Annotated in this window: 7 protein-coding genes and 1 tRNA gene; 2 read left to right on the forward strand and 6 right to left on the reverse strand. The window is 61.8% G+C overall.

What is annotated here, in order from left to right; genetic code table 11:
* Window positions 1-553: 553 nt before the first annotated feature.
* The 3 genes from HMPREF2836_RS06050 to HMPREF2836_RS06060 form a co-directional block, all read right to left on the reverse strand.
* A tRNA-Met gene (locus HMPREF2836_RS06050) sits at window positions 554-630 on the reverse strand.
* Between the two features lie 333 nt (window positions 631-963).
* The gene (locus tag HMPREF2836_RS06055) at window positions 964-4,071 is read right to left on the reverse strand and encodes a UPF0182 family membrane protein (protein WP_070629863.1); all 3,108 of its coding nucleotides are present in this window, start codon (window positions 4,069-4,071) and stop codon (window positions 964-966) included.
* Window positions 4,072-4,342: 271 nt separating this feature from the next.
* On the reverse strand, window positions 4,343-5,566 hold the full coding sequence (locus HMPREF2836_RS06060) for a YlbL family protein (RefSeq protein WP_070629864.1): 1,224 nt from the start codon (window positions 5,564-5,566) through the stop codon (window positions 4,343-4,345).
* Window positions 5,567-5,875: 309 nt separating this feature from the next.
* Here HMPREF2836_RS06060 and HMPREF2836_RS06065 point away from each other — a divergent pair, with 309 nt between their 5' ends.
* Window positions 5,876-7,336, forward strand: coding sequence for a zinc-dependent metalloprotease (locus tag HMPREF2836_RS06065; protein WP_070629865.1), 1,461 nt, complete (start codon window positions 5,876-5,878; stop codon window positions 7,334-7,336).
* Window positions 7,337-7,455: 119 nt separating this feature from the next.
* On the opposite strand, the gene HMPREF2836_RS06070 is transcribed toward HMPREF2836_RS06065, so the two are convergent.
* Complete coding sequence (locus tag HMPREF2836_RS06070) at window positions 7,456-8,094, reverse strand: M48 metallopeptidase family protein (RefSeq protein WP_070616100.1); 639 nt, start codon at window positions 8,092-8,094, stop codon at window positions 7,456-7,458.
* Window positions 8,078-10,012 (reverse strand): ATP-dependent helicase, encoded by a 1,935-nt coding sequence (locus HMPREF2836_RS06075; RefSeq protein ID WP_070629866.1) that lies wholly within the window; start codon window positions 10,010-10,012, stop codon window positions 8,078-8,080. Before HMPREF2836_RS06075 ends, HMPREF2836_RS06070 begins: the two co-directional genes overlap by 17 nt.
* A gap of 319 nt (window positions 10,013-10,331) precedes the next feature.
* Between HMPREF2836_RS06075 and HMPREF2836_RS06080 the strand changes: the two genes are divergently transcribed.
* Entirely contained in the window at window positions 10,332-11,333 is a 1,002-nt protein-coding gene (locus HMPREF2836_RS06080; RefSeq protein WP_070629867.1) for a phosphotransferase, read from the forward strand.
* Window positions 11,334-12,381: 1,048 nt separating this feature from the next.
* Here the strand turns inward: HMPREF2836_RS06080 and HMPREF2836_RS06085 are convergent.
* Window positions 12,382-17,184 carry an ATP-dependent DNA helicase gene (locus tag HMPREF2836_RS06085; protein WP_070629868.1) on the reverse strand — a complete coding sequence of 1,601 codons (4,803 nt, stop codon included), beginning with the start codon at window positions 17,182-17,184 and terminating at the stop codon, window positions 12,382-12,384.
* Window positions 17,185-17,223: the final 39 nt, after the last annotated feature.

Genomic DNA, 17,223 nt, shown 5'->3' on the forward strand with positions numbered 1-17,223 from the left:
CACACGGTTACACCACTATGCGGGACGCTACTCTTTCACCGCTTAGTTACCGCCTGTTTGAGGCTAAGCGGTATATCGAAAACGTTGGTATATCAGTCAAAACATGGTGTGTTGCCGCCTCTACCGCCTAATTTCTAAAAAGTGTACACGCGAGTGTTCATCTTCCTACATATGCGTGTGTATATATAAAAGTTTTCGGTTTTAGGCGGTGAAGGCGGTAAAGGGTTGGGATTCGGTTGAGATACGAGGGAAAATGCTATACCGCTTTTGCATTTTCAGGCGGTAAACAGCCGGTATCAACGCCGATTAGGCGGTGAAAATCCTCCTCTGCAACCTCCCTCCCACGAGATCATGCACGAGCGAAGATAGTCATACGCCCCGAAGGGGCGTTGGATGATAGTCCTCGATGTTGGGTGATAGTCCCCCCTCCCCCCACCTCGACGACGGGCCTGAGTTTGGCTGAAAGGTAGGGAATAACATAGGGATTCGGTCTCGTCAGGGCAAAACAAAACCCGGTATCTCAGCGACTTTTCGTTGAGATACCGGGTTTTTCTGGTTGCGGGGACAGGATTTGAACCTGCGACCTCCGGGTTATGAGCCCGGCGAGCTACCGAACTGCTCCACCCCGCGGCGACTCATACAACTATACAGACCCCAAACCGGGCATGCAAGCCAAAAACGCGATTTGTAACCAAGCACACAAAAATAGGGGCTGTTGGGTAGAAAGCAGTTGGGTAGGAATAGGGGCTACGGGGCAGTGCCAGGGGTAGAACATACAGGAACGGGGTGGAAGTGAATCACTTCCACCCCGTTCCCGCAGAGATGTTCCCGCAGAGACCGCTAGAGCTAGTCGGTAGGAGCCGTATCCAGTGCAGGCCCCGGATCTAGAGCGAGGACGCTAGACCCGTGGACATCCGATCCCTGAGCATCCGGTATGCGCTACTCCCCCGCTGTCTCTTAGGCTTAGCGAGAAGCCGAGGCGCTGGGCTTAGCGCTAGCCGCTGCGCTCGGAGCCGCCGAGGCACTGGGCGTTGCCGATGCAGAAGCCTTAGCGGACGCCGCGCTCTGCGCCTCCTCGGCCTCCAGAGCCTTCTTCACGGCTGCCTCCAGACGCTTCTGAGCCTCACCGTATGCAGCCCAGTCGCCCTTCTTCATCGCCGCATCAGCATCGGTCATCGCCTTCGAAGCATCCGTCAGAGCCTGCTTCAGCTCCGAAGACTGCGAAGCCGAAGAACCTCCGGTCGAAGCACCCGAGGTACCCGAAGAACCAGACGCCGAAGCCGAGGGGCTAGCCGCCGAACCGTCCAGCTTCGCGCCCGAAGAGCCACCGAACACCTGGTTCAGCGCCTCCTCCAGAGTCGGAGCGAAACCGACCTTATCGCCGAAGCTCACCAGCACACGCTGCAGACGCGGGTACTTGGCGTCACCGCTCGACTGCACGTACACCGGCTGAACGTACAGCATGCCGCCGCCCACCGGCAGGGTCAGCATATTGCCGTTAATAACCTCAGACGAACCGCGGCGCAGCAGGTTCAGCTGGTTCGACACCTCAGCATCAGAGTTGAAAATGTTCTGAGCCTGGCCCGGGCCCGGAACCACCGAAGAACGCGGCAACTCCAGCAGACGCAGCTTGCCGTAATCGGGGCTACGCTCGCCGTCCTTACCGGTACCGGCATCACCATTAGCGGCAAGGAAGCCGTACATCACGTTACGAGAGTTCGAATCGCTCTGCTGAGGAATGAACGTGGTCGTCAACGAGAAGTGCGCACGAGAATCGCCGGGCATCTGCAGGGACAGGTAGTAGGGCGAAATCGGCTGGTTACGATCATTGGTCGGGTCGTTCGGAATCGACCAGACGTCGTCACCGGCATAGAAGCTATTCGCGTTCGTCACGTGGTACTTATTCAGCATGGTGCGCTGAATATTGAACATGTCAGTCGGGTAACGCACGTGGCTCATCAGCGAAGCGTTCATCTCACGGTAGCTCTTCACCGTGCCAGGGAAAACACCCTGCCACGCCTTCAGCACCGGATCCTCCTCATCCCACGCGTACAGGGTCACCGAACCGTCGTACGCGTCCACGGTAGCCTTCACCGAGTTACGGATGTAGTTCACCGAGTTAGAACGCTGAGCACCCGCAGCGGTTGCCGCGTCCTGGGAGCTACCCTGCGCGTAGGGGAACTGATCGCTCGTGGTGTATGCATCCACGATCCACTGCACGCGGTTATTCACAATCGCCGGGTACGGCTTAGAATCCACGCTCAGGTACGGCGCCACCTTACGCACACGGTCCAGCGGGTTACGTTCGTACAGAATCTGCGACCCCTCACGCACCGCATCCGACAGCAGAATGTCAGAGGACTGGAACTTAATCGCATAGGACAGGCGAGCCAGCAGCGAATCAACGCGAGGACCACCGTAACCGGTGAAGGTGTACTTCGCATCGGAGGCGTTGGTTTCCTCAGCAGAAAGCGGACGGTCCAGCTCCAGGGTGTCGCCCTTACCGCCCACAATCGAATACTCCGGCGAGCTCGTGCCAAAGTAAATACGCGGCTCGTAATCCTCGCTCAGGGTACCGGTCGCCTTAATACCGGACTGCAGGAACTTCGGGTTACCCGCAGAATCCACCTGATTACCGTAGGCGGCAATCACGCCGTAACCGTGGGTGTACACCACGTGGCGGTTATACCAAGAATCACCGCTGGTCTGCGCCGGGTTCAGCTCACGAGCCGCCAGCACCGTATCCTGCGTGGTGTTGCCCACCGAATAGCGATCCACCGACAGCTGCGAATCAAAACGGTAGTACGGGCGGAACTGCTGCATCTGCGCAAACGCCGAGGACACAACATTCGGATCCAACAGACGGATATTCGCAATGGTCGCGCTCGAAGAGCTCAACGCACCGGCACGGGTATCAATCGTCGCGTCATACGGAGTGGTCTCAATCTTGTCCAGACCGTACGCGTAACGGGTCGCATCAATATTGCGCTGAATGAACTTTGACTGAGCGCCCTGCTCATTCGGAACCACCTGGAAACGCTGAACAATCCACGGGTACAGGCCGCCAGCAACCACAGCAACAATCACCAGCATCGCGGTGCTAATCAGCGGCAGACGCCAACGATTCATCGAAGCAGCCACCACAAACATGATCGCCACCAGCAAAGCAGAAATCGCCAAAATAGCGTTCACCGGAATCGACGAGTTCACATCCGTGTACATTGCGCCAGCCCAGCGACCCACCTGCTGCTGAGTCGAGGAATAACGATCCAGCCAGAAGCTCACCGCACGAGTCAGCAAGAACACAGCCACCACAATCGCAGCGTGACGGCGGAATGCCGACGTGGTACTCACACCACCGGGCTGAACCTTAATACCGCCGTAGAAGTAGTGCATGAACAGACCCGCGAGCGCCGACAGCACCACAGCGGAAGTCACCAGAGTCACCACCATACGGAAGAACGGCAACGCAAACAGGAAGAAACCGTAATCCAGACCAAACTCAGGGTCAGTCTTACCGAAGGACTGCTGGTTGAAGAACAGCGCGACGGTGCTCCACTGAGTCATCGTCGCCGAAGCAATGAACAGACCCAACAGCAGCGGAACCACAATCAGCAGAACCTTACGCGCCTTATCCACGCTCTCGTGGTAGCGGCGCATGCTCTCCTCAGCACGCTGCTGACCAAACACGTCACGCAGCATCTGCTCGGCAGCATCCGTGCCGCTCGTCGGCACGCTCTGATTCGGGTTCGGCGCCTCCTGCGGCTTCTTCTCGGACGCCGGCGCCACATCAGCATGACGGACCGCGTAGGACATCGAAGCCCACAGCGGCACAGCAATCACCACGGCAGCCACCACAAACACGGCTGCCTTCAACAAAATCTGGGTAGTGAACACGGTGCTATAACCCAGCTGATCAAACCACAGCCAGTCCGTGTACACCTGGGACGCACCCACAAAAGCAGCAATGAGCACCGCCACCACAGCAATCGTCACCCGCAGGGGGCTACGACGCTTAGGCGTTGACTTCTTCGGCTTGGGATGCGCGGTGTTATTGGTCGACTCAGACACAATTCCTCGCTCATCATACGTTCAGAGAAAATAACTGCCTTTAAGTATCTCAGAGGTAACGCGGAAGGGCAGAACCTCGTAGAAGCTCGGGGCGAAATATGACCGGGTTGAGAGGTTTTGGGATGCGAAATGCTGAGGTGAGAGGTGCTGGCGAGGATTACGGAGACGCAGACGAGGACAGAGAATAGGGTGCAGAACAGCCCCGGTACCGTAAAGTACCGGGGCTATTCTGCGCTATACGGGTGAGAATCTCGCGGAGAGAAACGTTATGTTAGGAACCGCAGCGGGGCAGGGAATCATCCGGGGTGCCGGACTTAATCGCCTCCACCGTCTTCACCGCCTCATCCAGGGTCGACACCGGCACAACCACCATCGTGCCGCGCACCTGACCGGCGTGATAGTAGTTGAACAGGTCGGGGTCCTGCGCCTGCATCTTCACAATCGAATCGCAGTTCTCCTTAGGCGCCAAGAAGTAGCGCGCACCGTAGCGACCCGTCGCCAAAATCTTGTACTTGATACCGCCAATTGCGCCGACCTTACCGTTCGCATCAATCGTTCCGGTACCCGAAATGTAGCTGCGGTACGGGTCGCCTCCGGCATCCTCATCAGCGAGCAGAGTACCCTCGCTGAGCTTATCGACCGTGCCCAGCGCCAGCATCAGACCGGCGCTCGGGCCGCCCACACCGTCCAGGTTGTATTGCACGTGCGCCGGCAGGTCATAGCTCTGCTTCAAACCCGCGCCCAGAATCCAGCGGCTATCGTCACTGGCACGAACCGGGTTCAGCTTAAACGTCTGCTGCTTGCCGTCACGCTCCACGGTCACGTCAATCGCCGAACCGTTCGACGCATTCACAGCCTTCGGAACGTCGGTGAGGGTCTCAATCTGCTTCTCCCCCACCTTCACGATGCGGTCATCAGCCTTCAGCGCGCTCGCCGCCGGGGAACCCTCCACCGTGGAAAGCACCTGAACCTTCTCGGTCACCGGCATCTTCAGCTGGCGCATTGCCGCGACCTTCGCCTGAGTCTGCGAATCAGCCATCTGCGCACCGGTCGCTGCCGTCGCCTGCTCATGGCTCACATGCGGGTACAGGGCATCGGTCGGCACCACGAGGCTGCGGTTACCGTCAAACGCCAACCAGCCGTAGAACGCCTCCGCACCGGACAGCTCCGTGTACGGGCCGCCCGAAACCGACACCGTGGTCATGTTCATCTTGCCGAACGTCTTATAGCTGGGCGCGCCAGAAACCTCAATGACGTCCTTCTCCTGGTAGGTTCCGAGCACGTCAAAGAGCGGGCCGGGGCCCTCCTTCACATAGGAGCTGGGCAGAACAAAAGCACCAGCCAGCAGGGCGCACGTCGCCACAGCACTGACCGAACGCAAGTTCACGCGGCGCGGCGCAAAACGCGAACGGCGCTTAGCCGCCTTCTCATTACTCTTCACGCTCGCGGAGGCGGCGTTCGACTGCTGCTCAGCATCGGGGGTGGACTTAGTCATGGTTTCTACAGTACCGGATAAACCTGCTTTTCAACACGCGCGCGGGCACCGTCACCCCGCTAAAAGTAGAGCAACCACGGGGCGTTTACTCTCTTGCCCCCGCTCTTGCCCACGCCGCGCTGTGTCAGCACCCGACGGTGACAGCGGCACGAAAAAGCTCCCAAACCCCGGCGACAGAGACAAGCTTGTGAGCCCTCAGCTGATTAAGCCGCATCCACAGCGGTGGCGCGGGAAATTCTCAGCAAAAATCGGTAGGCTGGACAGCGAGCGGGCCAGCTACGCCCACCCCCGGATTACGAAAGGCTTCACATGTCTGAGAACCCCACCGGCGGCGCCTCCAACGAGCGCGACCCCCTCGAAGAATTCATTAAGAAGATGCAGGAGCAGGGCTTCGACCCCTCCGCAGGGGCAACCGGCCAGGGCGGCAAGGATGCCTCCAACGCGCAGAACCCCTTCAGCGCGCTCTTCGGCGAAGGCGGCCAGAACCCCTTCGGCATCAGCATCGACCCCGAAGACCTGAAGAACATGGGCATGGGCTTCGACCCCGCCATGATGCAGAGCATGTTTGCGCAGGTGCAGGCAATGTTCTCCGGCGCGGGTGCATCCGACAGCCCCAGCGGCGTGAACTGGGACAGCGTGAAGAACCAGACCCGCCAGATGCTCGCCGCCAAGGGTGAAGACCCCTCCGTACCCGAAAACCTCAAGCGTGCCGTAGAAGACGCGGCGAACCTCGCAGACCTCTGGCTGGATGCCGTAACCACCATTGAGCGCCACAACCACCCGGTGCAGGCATGGTCCAAGGCGGAATGGGTTGAGCATTCCTTCGACTCCTGGCGCGAAATGGTCGAGCCGGTCGCAGCCGAAGTCACCCAGTCCATGGTCATGCCCGGCGCACCCGAAGACGTGCCCGAAGAGATTTCTCAGATCCTCAACAGCGGCTTCTTGAACAACATTGGTTCCGTAATTTTTGGTGCGCAGATGGCTCAGGCGCTCGCGCAGCTCGCCGGTGAAGTGTACTCATCCACCGACGTGGGCTTCCCCCTCGCACCCGGCTCCTCCGCGCTGTTGCCCAACGGCTACCAGCAGCTCGCCGAGAGCATCGAGGTGCCCCCGCAGGAGATCCTGCTCTACCTTGCCGTGCGTGAATCCGCGCTGATCCGTCTGCACAAGGCAAACCCCTGGCTGCGTGAAGACCTGGTTCAGCTCGTGGCGCGCTACGCCCGCGGCATCCGCGTGGACATGAACCGAATGCAGGACGCCGCATCCCAGGTAGACATGAGCAACCCCGACGCCGTACAGGAAGCATTCGAAGGCGGCATGTTCAGCCCCCAGCGCACCGAAGACCAGGAACTGGCGGTACAGCGCCTGGAGGGTCTGCTCGCCCTCATCGAAGGCTGGGTATCCGTCGTCACCGAGGACGCGACCCGCAACCTGCCCAAGGCACCGCAGCTGACCGAAATCATGGCGCGCCGTCGCATCGACGGCGGCCCCAGCGAGCAGGTCTTCGAGAACCTGGTCGGCCTGGAACTGCGCCCCCGCCTGGTGCGTGAGGCACAGCAGTTCTGGCGCTGGTACGAAAACTCCCACGGCATTGAGGCGCGCGACGGCCTCTGGGACACCCCGGAGACCCTGCCCACCCCCGCCGAGCTGGAAGACTTCACCGCATACGATGCGCGTATGAACGAAATCAGCCTGGACGACGTGGACTTCGACTCGGAGCTGCAGAAGCTGCTGGACGGCGGCTTCGGCGACGCACCCGAAGAAAAGTAGAGCAAAGTAAAACTGAGCGGCGAAAGTAAATAGCTGACAGTCGAGCGGGGGTGGCTTGTGAATGTACAAGCCACCCCCGCTCGAATGTTTCGGTGGGTTGGTAGGTTTTTGGGTCTGCTTTAGTCGGCGCTGTTTTCGTCGCGCTCGCTCTCAGCACCTTCGCCCTCCGCACGCGAGCGCCCCAGCGCGTACCCCTCCAGGTAGGCCTGCGCCCGCAGCAGCTGCGGGTAGCGCGCCTCCAGGGCACGGAACGCCGCCGAATGATTCGGCTGCAACAGGTGGCAGAGCTCGTGGTGAATCACCGAATCCAGCACGTACTCGGGCACGCCCTGCAGCTCCGAGGAGATGCGGATCTGTGTGTTCGCGTAGGTTGCCGAGCCCCAGCGCTGACGTTGGTTGCTCACCCAGCGAATCGACAGCTTCTCGAGCCTGCCCGAGGCAACCAGCTCCGGCAGGTTCTTCTGCGCCAGGTGCAGGGCGCGGGAGCGCAGGTACTCGTCCGTGACCGTCAGCTGCGTGGCACGCTCACGGCGCGCGGCACGACGCTGAATGCGCGGCAGCAGGCGGGCAATATGCTCGTCAATCTCCTCGCTCGTGCTCGCGGCGGGAATGAGCAGGCGGTAGGCGGGGTTGCCGTGCTCATCCACACCGTCGCGTTGCATGCTGATGGTGCGGGTGCGGCGCGCCGAGCGGACTAGCTCAATCTGCGGGCGGTCCTCGGTGGCGGGCAGAATTTCACGTTTAAAACGCTGAGCCATAGTCTCCTCTTCCCTTCGACGAACGGCGAGTCTGAGCCGAGCAGGGCTGAGCCGAACGAGCCTGGCTATACGACGAGCCGGCGCTCTCAGCCCTGCGGCGGCGCTTCGCCGGATCAATATCGTCCAGGAAACGCGAGCGCTTACGCTGACCGCGACCGCCCACGGTGCGGGTCATCGTCCAGGTTAGCCACAGGTACTTGCGGGCGCGCGTAATGCCCACGTACAGCAGGCGGCGCTCCTCATCCACCTCGTCCGGGGTGGTCGCAAAAGTGATGGGCATGAGGCCCTCGTTCAGGCCGCACAGGAACACGGCGTCCCACTCCAGGCCCTTAGCCGCATGCAGGGAGGCGAGGGTTACACCGTTGACCTGCGGTGCGTCGTTGAATTCGCTGCGGTGGTTCAGGGTCGCCACGACCTCGTGCATGGTCAAAGGTAGCGGCTCGGGCACGCCCGGGCGCGGGGTCGCTCGGTGCTCCTGAAGCTGCTCTTGGCGGTGCTGCGCCATCATGTCCACCATGTGCACCAGGGCGGCGAGGGACTCCCACTTCTGGCGGGTGGCGCCTCCCGAAAGGGGGCCTTCCTCCTTATACCCGAGGCCGCCGAGAACATCGCGGGTGTAGCGGGTGACGTCCTCGGTACCGTCCGTGGACTTCGCCGAACCGCGCAGAGCGAGCATCGCCTGCTTGACCTCGGGGCGCTCAAAGAAACGCTCCGCGCCACGCAGCTGGTACGGAATGTGGACGGCAGCCAGCGCAGACTCAATCGCCGCCGACTGCGCGTTCGTGCGGAACAGCACCGCAATCTCCGCAGGCGGCACGCCGTCCTTCTCAATCAGGTCGCGGATATCCTCGGCAATGCCGGCCGCCTCCTGCTCATCGTCGGCATAGCCGAACCACTCCACATCCACGCCGGGGCCGCGCTGAGACATCAACTCCAGCGGCGGCGCCCACGAATGCGGGCTCGAATCCGGATGCGGACGACGCGCCGCCAATAGGCGGTTCGCCAACTCCACCACCTGCGAATGGGAACGGTAGTCGCGGGTCAGCTTCACCGTGTGCGCGCCACGGTACCGGCGCGCAAAATCCAGCAGGTAACGGCTGGTTGCGCCGGTAAAAGAGTAAATCGTCTGGGAGGCATCGCCCACCACGCAAATATCGTCGCGGCCGCCCAGCCACACATCCAGCAGACGTTGCTGCAGCGGGGACACGTCCTGGTACTCGTCCACCACAAAATGGCGGTACTGGTTGCGGACGGTCGCGGCGAGCTTCTCGTCCTCCTCCAACATGGCGATGGTCAGCAGCAGCACGTCCTCAAAGTCGATGAGGTTACGCTCATCCTTCAAATCCTCATACGCCTGGAAAATACGCTGCATATTCTGCGGGGTAATCGCCGAGGGCAGCTGCTTCTCACTCAGACGCTGCATGATGGTGTCCGGGGTGAGCAGCTGAACCTTCGCCCACTCAATCAGCGACGCCAAATCACGCAGCAGGGAACGATCCGTGCTGATGCGCAGACGGTTCGCCGCCTCCGTAATGAGCGCTGCCTTATTCTGCACAATGGACGGGAACGTACCGCCCACAACCTGCGGCCAGAAATACGCCAGCTGACGTAGCGCCGCCGAGTGGAAGGTACGCGCCTGCACGCCGTGCGCACCCAGCTGGTGCAGACGGGTACGCATCTCCTCCGCCGCGCGCAGGGTGAAGGTCAGGGCGAGCACGCGCGGACCCTGGTAGCGACCGATTGCAATACCGTAGGCGATGCGGTGCGTAATCGCGCGGGTCTTACCGGTACCGGCACCCGCCAGCACGCGCATGGGGCCGTCCAGCTCGGTGGCGACCGCACGCTGATCCGGGTCAAGCCCGGCGAGGATATCGTCTGCGGAGATCATATGCTGAGGCTGCTGAGGTGTGGCGGTCATAATGCTCCATCAGTAAGGCGGGCGGTACGGGCAGACGGCATGCGCTCGCACGGGCATACGTGTATGCGGGTGCGCGAGGCGGTGATAGCCGGTCTTCCATTGTATTCTCCCAGACTGTGTTCTCCAGACCTGCCGCGGCTTCTTAGCTGTTGCTTTCATTCAGAGCGTGAGGAACCCGCCTCTTGTGGAGTGGGCATGTAGAAGCTCAACAGGCAGCGCAGGCGAGCACGTTTAGGCTTGTCCACAAGTATCTTCACCACTTGGCATAAAGATCCCAAAAACTACTAAACGGCACACATTGGTTTGGTAACCTTAACCCGTGACTTTATCTCCCCTTCAGCTAGCAGCCATCGTCTCCGCCGGAGTGCCCGGGATTTACCCCGTCGGCGCCGAACCGGTCCGCGAAGACAGCGACGACTTCGACTCGGCAATCATCGCCGACTCCACCGGTCGCCGCTGGCGAGTCTGCGCCCCGCGCCGCCCCGACGCCAGCATGCGCCTGGAAGCTGAACACCTCATCCTGCAGTCGTTCAGCCCCGGCCTGCGCGCACGACTGCCCTTCGCCGTACCCACCGTCGCCGGCACCGTACCCTACGCGGGCGGCAACGTGTTCGTGTACACGCACATCCCCGGCACCATCTACGACGTAGACCAGCTCGCCGAGCTGAGCCGCCGCGAAGTTGCGGCGAACCGCCCCTCCCTGGCATCCATCATCGCCAAGGACATCGCGACCCTGCACGTGATGCCCGAAGACATTATTTACGAAGCCGATCTGCCCTCCTACTCTTCGGAGCAGATTCGTCTGCGCAAGAACGCCGAGCTGGAGCGTGCCGCCGCAACCGGTAAGGTGCCCGCCGACCTGCTCGCGCACTGGCGTGCTGTGCTCTCCCCCGGACCAATGTGGCAGTTCCGCCCGCGTGTGGTCCACGGCGACATGGGCGCAGAGAACCTCGTACTGCACGTGACTCCTACGGAGGCGCGCATCGTGGAGGTCACCGGTTGGTCCGATGTGCACGTGGGCGACCCCGCGCAGGACTTCGCGTGGCTGTACTCCTGCCAGGACATCGACTTCACCGACGAGGCCATCGAGGTGTACCGCCAGCAGATGCCTCAGTTGCCCGACGCCTACCTGGCGCAACGCGCGAACTTCTACGCAGAGTTCGCGATCGCCCAGTGGCTCACCCACACCGTGGAGGTTGGCGACCGCGACGGCGCAACCCACGCGGTGTCCATGCTCCTGGACATTCAGGACGACCTGCGTGCCTCCGGCGAACTGCTCGGACAGGAGGAGGTCGGCCCGCTGGTCGGCCCCGCCGAATAGATATTGGTCGGTCCCGCCGAGTAGCTCATAAGGTAAGTAGTCGCCAGGGTGTTGCCCGCCAGGTTACCGCATAGGTTTTTCAGTTCAGCCCCGCAGTACTTGTACTGCGGGGCTGAACTGTATCTACTGGGCTGTATATCCGCTGACTCGCGCCCGGTAAAACCTGCTCTCCTGACTGTCTGTCACTGACTGTCTGCCAAACCGACGGGATGATGCCTATAAGGGTTAGTGGAAGGGCTTTAGTGGCCTTTTTGACAAAATTTCTTTAAGTGTTTCCCCTCACCTTTTGAGCACTAGTTTTGCATTTTTGTGCATGAATGACTCAGATTAAGGCTGAGACTTGAAGGTGCGCTAAAGGTGTCATTCACAATATTTCCCGGACGCAAATACGCCATAAACTCACATAAACCAACTTTTGATTTCAAGAGTCCACAGAGCATCAACTTCACCTTGAACCATGCTCAAAATAGTGCATTTTAGGGTAAAAACTTACCCTGTAGATTTTTTCAAAAACTCCTGGAATACTTTTGCTGTGCCGCGAGAAAACCAGCGGACACACTCCCCATAGCGCACTGACCAGCGCTGATATCGTGGCAGCGATAAATTGGGGAGACAGATTGGACGGGACCCTGACCGGTCATGTCAGACCCGAGCCGGATTCATGCACCGCGCAACCAATCACCGATGGCAGAAATCTATAGAGTTACTTTCGAGGTTGTGTTTGAGAGTAAAGACGCACGCAAACCCCACGGGGCGCCGGCGGCGCGAGTGAGGCCGCGAGAGCGGCAGTCGTTCGGCGCGATTCTTTCCCGGAGCGTGCGAGGGCACGAAGTACCTCTATAGTTCTTCAGCGGCTGAGGACGCCTCATCACCCTAATGCAGTGGGGTGAAGAGGCGTTCTCTGCCATTAACCGCAGAAGTCCATACAGAAAAGCAGCTCACGAGGCGCAATGCCTCCGTGAGCTGCTTTTCTGTATTCGGTTATTGGCTCAAGCTAACGCGCGAGCGCATGTCTCCGCCGCCTAGCCTTGCCGCTTAGCCTTGTTGCTTAGCCCTTGCGCGCCTCACGAATCACCTTCGCCAGCTGCGCCTCCGTGGGCAGGCCGCCGCGGATCTGGTGGTCCCACACCTCCGCAACGCCCTTGCCGCCCAGGTACACGAACACGGTGCTGATACGCTCCGGGTCTACGCCAATAATGCGGGAGAACGCGATGCGGTACAGGCCCAGCTGGAAGCGTCGAGACTGCATGGTCGCCATCTTCGGGCGGGAACCGCTCTTCCAATCCACCAGAACCCAGCGTTCGCCGTCTTCATCCTCGGTGCGGAACACCGCGTCGATACGGCCGCGCAGGCTTACGCCCTCAATATGGGTTTCGACCGGGTATTCGACCGCCCAGATGCGGTCCTTCCACTCGTCGCTACCCCACTCGCTGGTGGCGAAGCGCTCCCAGAGGCGCTGAACGGAGGCATCCAGTTCGCTCTCGGACTCCTCGAAGTTGTCCTCGAAGGTGAACTCGTCTTGTCCCTGTAGATCAGCCGGATCTGCAGAATCAGCGGGATTTGCAAGCTCAGAGGAATCTGCAGGCTCAGCGGGCGAGGTAGAGGCGGCAGCGGAACCAGGCAGGTCAACGCCCTCCGTGTCCTCCGCGTCGGGCGCCTCCAGCGGGTCGGCGGTCGGCGCCACTCCGAAGTGCTCCTCAATTAGCGCGTGCACCGCCGTACCAATCGTTGCCGCGCGTGAGGGACGCTGAGGCACCGGGCGCATCAGCTGATGCACCGTGCCCTGCGGGTCCTCGCTCAGGCGAATGAACGCGGATGCGGACAGGTGCCCCGGCAGCTGATCGCTCAGCACCGGGTCGGTCTGCCCCATCATGAGTAGCAGCAGGTCGGCTTCGCGTTCCCAGTCCACCGCCTGCTGGCGCAGGGATTCGGGAATGGCGGGCTCGCCGTGTACAGCGGGTACGGCGGGTGCAGGATGGCTTGTGCTCTCCCCCGCTACATCCCCGCTCTGGTGCAGGTCATCCTCACCCGCGCCGACGGCACGCTCCACCGCCAGGGCGGCACGCTCCACCGCCTCGCGACGGCTCGAGGAGTTAATCGCAATCTCACGTTCCAGCTGCTCATGCTGGCCGCGGCGAAGCATCGCCTCCGTGCCCCGGTTGAGAGCATCGTCAGAAGCCCAACGCCAAATCACGGGGCGCTCCAGCGGGTCGAAAGGCCACATGGCGGTCAGCACCGCACCCAGGTTCGGGTTCCTGTCCTCGTAGTTCTTCTGGGCGAACTGGCCGCGCACCTCAATCGGCAGCGCCGCCGCCACCGTCGGCGAGAAACCGGGCTGAGGCGGTTGCGCCCCACGCCATTTCTCCCGCTCGGTGGCTTCGATAATCCATTCGGGAACCGGCAGGTTCAGGCGGGTACAGTTCTCCGCCACCGTGCGTGCTCGTACGGAAGGAGCCGCCAGCTGCCAATCCTGCGCGAGGGCGGGAGCCATGGCCTCAACCAGCGCCCACGCGTAGCGTTGCACCTGCTCGGCGTATTGTGCCTGAGCGTTCGCGCTCGCCTCCGCCTGTACGGGGGTGAGCTCGTCAGCGTCTACGGGGTAGAGTTCCAGAGCCTCCAGCAGCGCCGCTTCATCGGGGGCGGGCGGCAGGTTCGAGGGGTCCACGACCGTACCGTGTACCAGGGTTACCGGCTCAGTCAGGCGGTACTTCGACTCAGCCAGCTGCTCAGCCCAGCGGCGCACATGGTTCAGGTGCACCTTTTTGCGCTTATCGGCGGGGTTCGGCATCGTGTACGACAGGCCCATACCCACCAGCTGCGGCGCCGCCCAGGGGGTATCCATCGTCTCTTCGAAGCGCACAGAGGGCGCATCTACCGTGGGGGTGCCCATGCCGAAGAGCGACTTGAAAAGCATCTCCATCAGCTCCTCCCAGAAGGGCTGCACCGGCAGAGGGAGCATAGCGGCGCTCTTCCAGCGGTAGGCGCTCAATGCCAGCAGGTTACGGGCACGGGTCATCGCCACGTACATGAGGCGGCGGTCCTCCATGCCGGCATGCTCGGCGGCATCATCCTTGTGCTCGCCCAGGTAGTCTTCCAGGTCCTTCGCCTTCTCGAAGGCGGTAATCTCCTCCGGGGTCTCAAGGATCGAGGGAAGGTACTCGCGGTCGCCACGCAGCGGCCAGGGCAGAGCCGTATTAGCCGACATCTGCCACAGGTTCGGGGTCTGCCCGCCGGTCGCGCTACCGCACAGGCCCGGCAGAAGCACATGATCCCACTCCAGGCCCTTCGCGGCGTGCATGGTCATCAGCTGCACCGCATTCGGGTCAGGTTCCACAGTGCCCAGCGCCAGGCCCTTCTCCTCATCATCGGCACGCTCAAGCCACGCGAGGAAGCCCATCACGTAGCTCACGCCGCCCGAAGACAGCAGGAAGCGGCGCGCACCCGGGTCGCCCTCCTCCGCGCTCACGCCGTCAGAACCGGCGTAAATCATCGCGTTAATACGCGGCGCCGACATGCCGTAGGCGGCGGCCACCTCGTGGAAAGCGTCCAGGTTCGCGCGTGAACCCAGCGGGTCGGTACCCGGGCGGACCGCCAGCTCAATATCCAGCAGCATGGTCCGCTCAATCTCGTACAGCAGCGTGCCCAAGTCCTCGCTCAAACCGGCACGCAACACGCGCATCTGCTCAGCAAAAGCACGCAGACGCTCCAGCGCAGCCGGGGAGAAACGGCGGCCGCGGTACTGCTCACCGTAGAGAGGTTCGCCGTCCGCGCCGTCCTGCGGCAGGTTCTCCACCGCCTCAATCAGGGAGGCGTAGCCGGAAGAATCCTCCACCGCACCCTTGAGGGTTTCGTCCAGGCGTTCCTGGGCGGCACGCAGGTGCTCCGCCTGCAGGTTGATAGCAGCAGCGTCGTCGGCGTCTTCAGCCTCGGCGAGCATACGCAACGCCAGCTGCTCACGCAGGGCACGCTCACGCTCGCGCACCAGCGACTGCGCCCAATCGCCCAGCGCCAACATATCCGCCGCGCCCAAACGCCAACGCGCACCCGTCAGCAGGCGCGCCAGGGCATCCGAACGGTTCGGATCAGCCAGCACACGTAGCGCCGACACCAAATCCACAACCTCCGGCTGGGAGAGCAAACCGCCCAAACCCACCTGCTGCACCGGAATACCCAGACGCTCGCACTCCACACGAATCGGGTCCAGCTGACCGTGCACACGCGCCAACACCGCAATCTCAGGCATCTTCAAGCGCGGACGCACCGAACCATCACCGGAACGATGCGCCGCGTAGGCGCGCTCATACTCGCGTACCGCCTGCGTACGCATCGCCGCGATACGCTCGGCAATAGCCACAGCCTCCTCGCGGTCAGAGTCGTGGTACGTCAAATCAACGCGCCCCACCATGCCTGCGGCAGCCTGCTCAAAAGCGGGTGAACCAGGCTCCCCCACCAGGGCGCAGCGCGGGCGCAGGTCAGGAACCTGAGCGGCGGTAATATCGCCGTCGGCGGCACGCACCCACTCGGGAACCTCCTTCAGCTTCTCCGCCACATGGTTCGCCGCGTTCAGCACCGAAATGTCGTTACGCCACGCGATGGACAGGAACAGCGGCCGCACATGCTTGGTCGGGAAATGACGGTAGAAGCTGAACATCTGGCCGTCCGAAGCACCACGGAAACCGTAAATCGACTGCTTCGGGTCACCCACAGCCATCACCGGATGCGCCGGAATACCCGCTGCCTCATCGGCACCGTAAATCGAGGAGAACAAGCTCATCTGCGCGTGCGAAGTGTCCTGGAACTCGTCCAGCAGAACCACCTTGAAGCGGGCACGCTCACCCTCGCGGATCGCCGGGTCAGCCTCCGCAATGCGGGCGGCAAAACGCATCAGGTCACCAAAATCCAGCACCTGCATGCGCGCCTTCACGCGGGCGTAGCTCATCGCCATGCGCGCGTACACTCGGCGGTTACGCAGCAGACGCTGAACCTTCAGGATGTCCCTCTCAGTCTTCGTCGCACGGCGAGGCTCGGGCACTGCCGCATACGCCGCCAACTGCTCGGTGCAGAAGTCAATAACCTGTTGCGGCTCCACCAGGTGCTCCGCGCACTCGTCAGAAAGCTGCAGCATCTGGTTAATCATGGTCGCCGCAGACACCGGCACGCCGTCCTTATCGAGGGGAAGCTCCCCCTCCCAGTACTGCACAATCTGCGCGGCAAGCTGCCACTTCTGCGCATCGCCAAGCATCTGCGCGTCCTGCTCCACGCCCAGGCGCAGACCGTACTCCTTGACGAGGTTATTCGCGTAAGAGTGGTAAGTGAGCACGGTCGGGTCAGCGATGCCCTCGCGCAGCTCCTCATCGCTCGGGGCGACGCGGCGGCTACGGCGCAGCGTGTTCAAACCCGCACGCATACGGCTTCGCAACTCGGTTGCCGCCTTGCGGGTAAAGGTTACGCCAAGCACCTCTTCAGGGCGCACAAAACCGTTATCGACCAGCCAAATCACACGGTCAACCATGGTCGCGGTCTTACCCGAACCGGCACCGGCAATGACGAGGGTCGGGGCGGGGCCCGCCTCAATCATGCGGACCTGCTCGGGGGTCGGCTTCTTACCGTCAGCGCCGTTGAGCATCTCGGCAATGTCGAGGGCGCTGCGGTAGTCGGCTGGCTTCAGCGCGGGGTCATTCGCGGCGGCTTCTGCCGAGAAGAGCACGCCGTTGGGCAGCTGCCAGCTATTGTGCTCGCACCACTGGGCGGGGGTGAGCATGCCGGAAGCCGCGCCGGTGCCAGAACCGGGGTGAGCGCCGGGGGTAGTAGCGCCGTGCATATCAGCGCCGTATGCGCCAGAGTCAGTCATGATTCCTCTTCCTCATGGATCATTCTCATGGGAGGTTCG

This window comes from Rothia sp. HMSC065C12 (assembly GCF_001812085.1).
Classification (GTDB): domain Bacteria; phylum Actinomycetota; class Actinomycetes; order Actinomycetales; family Micrococcaceae; genus Rothia; species Rothia mucilaginosa.

Bases quoted from the DNA above. Each gene is read 5' to 3' on its own strand.
- HMPREF2836_RS06060 (WP_070629864.1), bottom strand. From the start codon at position 5,566: ATGACTAAGTCCACCCCCGATGCTGAGCAGCAGTCGAACGCCGCCTCC.
- HMPREF2836_RS06065 (WP_070629865.1), top strand. From the start codon at position 5,876: ATGTCTGAGAACCCCACCGGCGGCGCCTCCAACGAGCGCGACCCCCTC.
- HMPREF2836_RS06070 (WP_070616100.1), bottom strand. From the start codon at position 8,094: ATGGCTCAGCGTTTTAAACGTGAAATTCTGCCCGCCACCGAGGACCGC.
- HMPREF2836_RS06075 (WP_070629866.1), bottom strand. From the start codon at position 10,012: ATGACCGCCACACCTCAGCAGCCTCAGCATATGATCTCCGCAGACGAT.
- HMPREF2836_RS06085 (WP_070629868.1), bottom strand. From the start codon at position 17,184: ATGACTGACTCTGGCGCATACGGCGCTGATATGCACGGCGCTACTACC.